The following is a 7,388-nucleotide window of genomic DNA, read 5'->3' as shown; positions in this document are numbered from 1 at the left end:
TTTTTATCAAGAAGGGCTTGCAATTCCCGAATCTCCTCGCATGAGAAACAACTTGGGCGATGGCCATTGGGTTTGGCTGATAATCGTTGGTTTTCACGGTAAGCTCTGACCCAATTGCAGATGCTAGCCGGGGTATAACCTAAAATATCTGCCAATTGCCTGGCTGTTGCTTTTCCATCAAGATACGCATGAACAGCCTTGGTTCGGATTTCTTCAGATGCAAATTTCATCTCTGCAATCTAAACGATTTTTAAATAAAATAAAAGTCAAATTGCTCTAATTCAAAAAACGTGCCAAAGCATAAAAAATGCTCTGGCACGTTCTCATTTTCCGTGAAAAAAATTCTCATTTTGCGCGACAGCTCACACCCTGCTTGTGGAAGGCTGGTAGAGATAGGTGGGCACCATATGGGCACCACAAAACGAAATGAGCCCTCAAAACGAAAACAGGACGCCACATACTATTGCATGTAACGTCCTGAAATATTTCTGGTGCGCCCGGCAGGAATCGAACCTGCGGCCTACAGCTTAGGAGGCTATCGCTCTATCCGACTGAGCTACGAGCGCGTGGACCCACTTGTAGATGCTCTTGCGGGCCGTGTCAAGGAGCCTCATGGCAGACCGTGCTGCCGGGCCCACAACAGCAACGCAAGTGCTCCCAAGCCCATGAGCAGGACGCCATAGGCCTGCCGGGTACGCAATGAGAGTATGGCGCCCATCAGCGAAGCGGCGAACACCATGGGCCAGGTCAGAAAAGGCAGGGACGGCGCGGCCTGCCAGGCATGGAGCACCGAACACAGGCTGAAAATAAGGCTGTAGCATACGGCATAGAGCAGGAATTGGCCAAAGGCCCTGAACAGCGTGGCCCGCAAAATGGCCTGCCCGGGGGAAAGGCCGCATCCGTCGCCCTGGCGCCAGGCTTCCAGCCTGTCCACCAAAAGATTTTGGACGGCGCGCTGCCGGACTTCCAGGCAACTTCCCGCATAGGCAGCCGACATGGTCAGGATCAAAGGCAAAAGCAAAGGGCCGGGCTGATTCCAGCCGAAATGCGCGGCCAATGGAAACAGCAGCAAAAAAGCGAGGCCGCTGAAAGGCGGAACCACGCTGCCCAGTTCCAGCACATCCAGCCAGAGCAGCTCCAGGGCGATGCCCAGGGCCAGAGCCAACGCCCAGTCTGAGGTGCAGAAACCCGCAAGGAGAGCCAGGGATATGGGCCGGTCGATAATGCCTACAATGCAGGATGAGCGCGCCGCGCCCGCGAGGACAAAAAAAAAGCGTAGGGAAGCCCGGAGAATACAAGCTCAGAGAAGTTGATCATAGTATCCTCGCACGGTTTCCGTAGGCACGCAACGAAAGTCAAGTTGCACCAGATGCTGCCGCATGAAGCGCAGATCCTCCCTGTCCTGCGCGGAAAGGGCCACATGGGGCAGAAGCTGCAATTTGTCTGGCCCATAGTGCAGATTGCCCAGATTAAGCACCTGCATGGCTATGCCGTCGTCACAGGCTCGCCGTGCGTCCTGGCAGTTGGCAAAAAGCACGAAAGTGTCCTCGCCGCAGGCGTCCAGCGTCGCCGCCAGCAGCCGGAGGGGGATAAAATGCGTGCGAACGCGCTGCGGCACGGCCAATTCCACGATCTGTTGACGTAATGTGTCCGCGGCCAATTCATTATTGGCCACCACCAGATGCCTGGCTCCGGTATAGGGCAGCCAGGCCTCAATGACCTGCCCGTGAACCAGTCGATTATCCACACGAAACCACATTATTATTCGCCCGATTTATCGCGGGCCCTGTTGCGCAGCATGCTGCCTGCCACAACAATGCCCTTGGCGCCGGCCTCGCCGGCGAGCTGCGCAAGTTCTTCGAGCTCTTTGTCGCGTGACGTGAAAACTTTAAGCAGCATGGGCAAATTGACGCCGGTCACCACTTCCACATTATGATTTCCCAACAGGGAAAGCGCCAGATTGGTCGGCGTTCCGCCGAACATGTCCGTGAGAATGATCACGCCCGCGCCCTTGTCCAGACGTTGGGCCGCGTCATCCAAACGGCGCACGGTTTCCGAAACCTCATGCGCCACATCAACGCTGATCGAACTGCAGTCGCTCAGCGGTCCCAATATAAATTCGGCAGTGCGCAGCATGGCCGATCCGTAATCAGCATGGGATACAATAATAATCCCAACCTGCGCCGCCTTTTTTTCATCCGTCATGGCAATCCTCGTAAAGCAAAGCCTGCCAGTTTTTTCAGCCGAGTTCAAGGTGGCGGTGCTCCAGCGTAGCGGGATAATCCGCCTGGCGCAGCGCCTGCAGAATTTCTTCAGCCATGGCCACGGAGCGATGCCGCCCGCCTGTGCAGCCCACGGCTATGGCGACCCGGTAGCGCCCTTCGGCTTCCATCAGGGGCAGCATGAAAAAAAGCAGATCGAGCAGTTTGCCCTTGAATTCCTGCGCAGCGGGCGAAGCCAGGACATGATCCGCAACGGCTTTGTCCTTGCCGCAAAGGGGGCGCAAGCTTTCAACAAAATAGGGATTGGGCAGAAAGCGCAGGTCAAAGACAAAATCAGCCTCACGCGGCACGCCGTATTTGAAGCCGAATGAGATGACATTCACGCGGATGGCCCGCAAGTTGCCCTTATTGCCGCTCCAGCGTTTTTGAATTGCCCTGCGCAGATCATGGATGGAGAAACGCGAGGTGTCAATGACCAGATCAGCCATTTCCCGCAGCGGGCGTAAGCTGCTGCGTTCCGCGGAAAGCGCCGCTTCCAGCCCCATGCCCTCCCGTTCAAGCGGATGGGGACGGCGGGTGGTGGCGTAGCGGCGCATAAGTTCCTGGGCATCGGCTTCCAGAAAAAGCAGCAGCGGCCGGATGCCCTTGGCGGTCATGGCGCTCAGGGCTTCATTGATTTCATCCAGAAAATTGTTCTGGCGCATATCCATGCCCAGGGCGATGCCCTTAAAATGGCTCATGGACGGGCGTTCCATCATGTCGACCATTTCCGGCGCCAGGCTGGCGGGCAGACCGTCTACGGAAAAGTAGCGCAAATCCTCAAACACCTGCAAAGCCGTGCTTTTGCCCGCTCCGGAAAGGCCGGTGACGATGCAGGCCCGCACCGCCGCCTGCGCATGTGCCGAGGCGCTGATGCCAGGGGAATCGGGGAAGGCGTGCGGGGCAGATGTGCTCATGGCAATGCTCGATGCGAACACAAATAAACAGGGATGTGTTGCAGGCAAAATTGATTCCGCGGGCTTACTGCGGCATATCGGAAAGGGGCCCGGCAGATGATACGCAAAACGCCTGCCCTGTCGGAACGATCTTTGTAACAAAAATCGTTCCGACAGGAAATTATGTATACTTACAATACCGGATCTATCAAAGCATAGCCGGCTGTGCGCCTGCGATAGACCACATTCACGCGGTTGTTTTCCGCATTAAGAAAAACCAGAAATTCTCCGCCAATGGAGTCCAATTGCATAATTGCCTCATCAAGATGCATCGGCTTGGGCGCAAAGCGATCCGTGCCCACCACCGTCTGCGATTCCTCAGGCTGCGCGTCAAGATTATACGTAAAAACATCCACGTCGGCATTGCGAGCCGTGCGGCGCTGCTCCTTGACCCGCGAAACCTGGCGCTTGATTTGCGCTTCTATCTTGTCCGTCACAAGATCAATGGCCGCGTACATGTCCGTGGTTTGTTCCGTGGCTTTGATATGCAGACCTTCGCCGCTGACGGTCACCTCGCAGCGATGGCGAAACTTGTCCACCGTCAGAACCACGCTCACTTCCAGACCCGCGGACTTTCCGAAAAAACGGCCCAGCTTTTCCATACGGCGACGGGCATACTTCTTGAGATGATCGGAGGCCTCGAAATTCTTGAAGGCAAAAGAGATATTCATGCATTCCTCCTTGGATGGCAACGCACAACGCGGAATCAGAAGTGCTCCTTGCGCCTGGATGACGAGGGAATATCAAGCGCAGTGCGGTATTTGGCCACTGTACGCCGGGCAATGTTGACCTTAAGGCGTTCCTTGAGCATTTCGCCGATGCGCTCGTCGCTCAGGGGGGCCTTGGCGTCCTCCTCGGCGATGAATTTCTTGATCAGGGCTTTGACGCTTTCGGAACCTACATGGCTGCCGTCGTCCAATTCAAGGCCACTGTTGAAAAAGAACTTCAATTCAAAGATCCCGTGCGGCGTGGCCACATATTTATTGGTGGTAATGCGGCTGACCGTGGATTCGTGCATGCCGATGTCATCGGCAATGTCTTTGAGAATCAACGGGGCCAGTTTTGTGACGCCGTCTTCAAAAAAAGCCTGCTGATGGCGCACAATGCTCTCCATCACCTTATAAAGCGTGCGCTGGCGCTGGTAAAGGCTTTTGATCAACCAGGAAGCCGAGCGCATTTTTTCCGTGCAATACTCTTTTTCCTTCTCCGACGCCGCTTCCATGTCCATCCGGGACAAGGAAGAAAGCTGCAACTGCGGCAGGCCGTCCTCATTGAGCAGAATCACGAATTCGTCGCCCATCTTGTAGACAAAGACGTCCGGGCTCACAAAGGTGGGCTCGCCGCCGCCGAAACTGGCTCCGGGCAAAGGATCAAGGCTCTGGATGATCACCAGGTATTCCTTGAGCTCCTCCATGTCCAACTTGAACTTGCGCAGCAGGGGCTTGTAGCGTTTGGCCTCAAGATCCTCAAGGTGCGACTGCACCAGATCCAGCAAAACAGGATCGCGGTCATAATGCAGATTTTTGAGCTGCACCAGGAGGCACTCGCGCGCGTCGCGCGCGGCCACGCCCACGGGATCGAACAGTTGCACGCGCTGGAGCACCGTCTGGACTTCTTCGGGGCTGGACCTGGTCAGTGCGGCGATTTCTTCCAGCGTAGCCTGCAGGTAGCCGGAAGAAGAGAGGTTGCCGATGATCGCCTCGCCGATCTCTTTTTGGCGCTCGCTCAGCGTGGAAAGGCGCAACTGCCAGAGCAAATGGCCTTCAAGCGTGGGTTTTGCGGCATACCGGGCTTCCAGCGGCGAAATTTCCTCGGCGCTTTCGGATTCGCGCGACTGCGCAAGGCGGGGAGTGCTGGCGAATTCGCCGAGATAGTCCTCCCAGTCCGCGTCACGAGCCAGCTCCTTGTCGTAAACGCCCTCTTCCGCCGCATCCTGCCGGCTTTCCGGCTGCTCGGCAGTCGCAGGATCGTCGCCCGCGGATTCTTCAAGGAAAGGATTATCCAGCAATTCCTGCTGCACAGTCTCCAACAGCTCCAGACGCGAGAGCTGCAACAGCTTGATGGCCTGCTGCAGTTGCGGAGTCATTACAAGCTGTTGAGCCAGTTTTAACTGCTGACGAAGTTCCAGTGCCATGTCTGCTCTTTTAGCTGAGTCCGGACGAAAAAGCCCGAGAAGAGATTTTCTTGTATCAAGTACTGTGCCACACGCGAAAAAATTATGCAATAGCCGGAGGTTGCGAGCATGAAAAGAAAGAGAAGCCCGGCCTGGACTCCGGCAGAGCACAGAAAGGCACAATTTCCAAGATAAGGCGTGCTGTCCGATGGGCAAGCCCTGCCGCATCCCGGCTGCTTTCAAACCGGCGGCGTGTGCCGAAAACCCCACAGGGAAAGGCAACAGCCTTTCCCTGTGGGGTCATGCCCGGCAGGAGTGGAATTCTCAAAAAAGGCAGGTCAGGATGTTGCGTGCTGTTTGGCGGCCCTGATAAATTCCCTGAAAAGAGGGTGGGCCTGCATAGGCCGGGACTTGAACTCGGGATGAAATTGACAGCCCAAAAACCAGGGATGGTCAGGCAGCTCCATGATTTCCACCAGGGAGTCGTCCGGCGCGGTACCGCTGAAAACCATGCCTTTTTGAGCCAAACTTTCCTTGAAAGCGTTGTTGAACTCATAGCGGTGGCGATGCCGTTCCTCGATCAATGCCTTTTGATACGCCTCGTGCGCTTTGGTGCCTGAGAGAATCTTGCAGGGATACGCCCCCAGGCGCATGGTGCCCCCCTTGTCGCTGGCGGCATTGCGCTTTTCCACATTCTTGGTGCGGAAATCAAACCATTCGGTCATCAGATAAATGACTTTGTGATCCGAAAGCGGGTTAAACTCTTCGGAATTGGCGTCGTCCAGCCCGGCCACATGGCGGGCGAATTCAATGACCGCGCATTGCATTCCAAGGCAGATGCCGAAGAAAGGCACAAGATTCTCACGAGCATGGCGGATGGCTGCAATTTTACCTTCCACCCCCCGGTAGCCGAAGCCGCCGGGCACCAGAATGCCGTTACAGCCTTTGAACAGCGTCGCGGCATTGCGTTCATCCACGTTTTCAGAGTTGACGTAGCGCAGTTCAACAGCCACCCTGTTGGCCACGCCGCCGTGGATCAGAGCCTCGTGCAGACTTTTGTAGGCCTCTTTCAAATCCACATACTTGCCCACAATGGCAATGGTCACTTTGCCTTGAGGGTTGGCGCAGTCATGCACCAGCTTTTCCCAGTTTTCCAGGTGGGCATTGCGCGCAGGCAGACGCAGCATAATGGCCACCTTCTGATCAAAGCCCTCTTCATAAAATTTGAGGGGCACCTCATAGATATTATCCACATCCACAGAGGAAAAAACCGCATCCTGATCCACATTGCAAAACAACGCGATCTTGCGCCGCATTTCCTGAGGTATGCTCTGCTCGCAACGGCAAAGGATGATATCCGGCTGGATGCCGATGGAAAGCAATTCCTTGACGCTGTGCTGCGTGGGCTTGGTCTTGTGCTCGCCGGCACAGCGCAGATACGGAACCAGCGTCAGGTGGATGTTAAGGCAGTTGTCGCGCCCCAGATCCGAACGCAACTGGCGGATTGCCTCCAGAAAAGGCAGGCCTTCGATGTCGCCCACCGTGCCGCCGATTTCTATGATCGCCACATCCGGGGCGTCTTCGCCTTCAGCCAGGGAAAGCACGGTTTTCTTGATTTCATCGGTAATATGCGGGATGACCTGAACAGTGGCTCCCAAATAGTCGCCGCGCCGCTCTTTGGCAATGACCTGGTTATAAATGGCGCCAGAGGTCGTGTTGTTTTTTCGGGACATGGGCACGTCAAGGTAACGCTCGTAATGGCCCAGATCGAGATCCGTCTCGGCCCCGTCGTCGGTCACGAAAACCTCGCCGTGCTGGAAGGGGTTCATGGTGCCCGGGTCTACATTGATGTAAGGGTCCAGCTTTTGGATGGTTACTGAAAGGCCTCGCGTCTGCAGCAGCGCGCCCAAAGAAGCGGCTGCCAGACCTTTGCCCAACGAAGACAAGACGCCGCCCGTCACAAAAATAAACTTGGTTTTCATGGCCTCCCACCTTTTGCTTGAAGAGCTGATCCGCTTAACCGGATGGCAGTACACCAAAATGATTTTTTTGGCTAGC

The 7,388-nt window shown here is 55.8% G+C and carries 8 protein-coding genes and 1 tRNA gene; all 9 read right to left on the bottom strand.

The window, feature by feature from the left end; translation table 11 throughout:
• On the bottom strand, positions 1–230 hold a 230-nt coding region (locus tag G7Y52_RS08935; protein ID WP_165065509.1), incomplete at its 3' end, for a helix-turn-helix domain-containing protein.
• Between the two features lie 259 nt (positions 231–489).
• Positions 490–566, bottom strand: a tRNA-Arg gene (locus G7Y52_RS08930).
• Positions 567–610: 44 nt separating this feature from the next.
• Entirely contained in the window at positions 611–1,165 is a 555-nt protein-coding gene (locus G7Y52_RS08925) for a hypothetical protein (RefSeq protein ID WP_241159678.1), read from the bottom strand.
• Positions 1,166–1,300: 135 nt separating this feature from the next.
• A complete protein-coding gene (locus G7Y52_RS08920; protein WP_165070612.1) occupies positions 1,301–1,759 on the bottom strand; it encodes a PTS sugar transporter subunit IIB in 459 nt (152 codons plus the stop codon).
• Between the two features lie 2 nt (positions 1,760–1,761).
• Positions 1,762–2,205 (bottom strand): PTS sugar transporter subunit IIA, encoded by a 444-nt coding sequence (locus G7Y52_RS08915; RefSeq protein WP_165070610.1) that lies wholly within the window; start codon positions 2,203–2,205, stop codon positions 1,762–1,764.
• A gap of 34 nt (positions 2,206–2,239) precedes the next feature.
• Positions 2,240–3,178: an RNase adapter RapZ gene (rapZ, locus tag G7Y52_RS08910; RefSeq protein ID WP_165070608.1), complete on the bottom strand. Its 939-nt coding sequence runs from the start codon at positions 3,176–3,178 to the stop codon at positions 2,240–2,242.
• A gap of 170 nt (positions 3,179–3,348) precedes the next feature.
• Positions 3,349–3,888: a ribosome-associated translation inhibitor RaiA gene (raiA, locus tag G7Y52_RS08905; protein WP_165070606.1), complete on the bottom strand. Its 540-nt coding sequence runs from the start codon at positions 3,886–3,888 to the stop codon at positions 3,349–3,351.
• 35 nt (positions 3,889–3,923) lie between these two features.
• Positions 3,924–5,351: an RNA polymerase factor sigma-54 gene (rpoN, locus tag G7Y52_RS08900; protein ID WP_165070603.1), complete on the bottom strand. Its 1,428-nt coding sequence runs from the start codon at positions 5,349–5,351 to the stop codon at positions 3,924–3,926.
• A gap of 317 nt (positions 5,352–5,668) precedes the next feature.
• Positions 5,669–7,312 (bottom strand): CTP synthase, encoded by a 1,644-nt coding sequence (locus G7Y52_RS08895; protein WP_165070601.1) that lies wholly within the window; start codon positions 7,310–7,312, stop codon positions 5,669–5,671.
• Between the last annotated feature and the right edge of the window lie 76 nt (positions 7,313–7,388).

The organism is Desulfovibrio sp. ZJ200 (assembly GCF_011039095.1).
Lineage (GTDB): Bacteria > Desulfobacterota > Desulfovibrionia > Desulfovibrionales > Desulfovibrionaceae > Desulfovibrio.
Note: the sequence above shows the minus strand (reverse complement) of the source record. Positions and strands in the feature narration are given on the sequence as shown.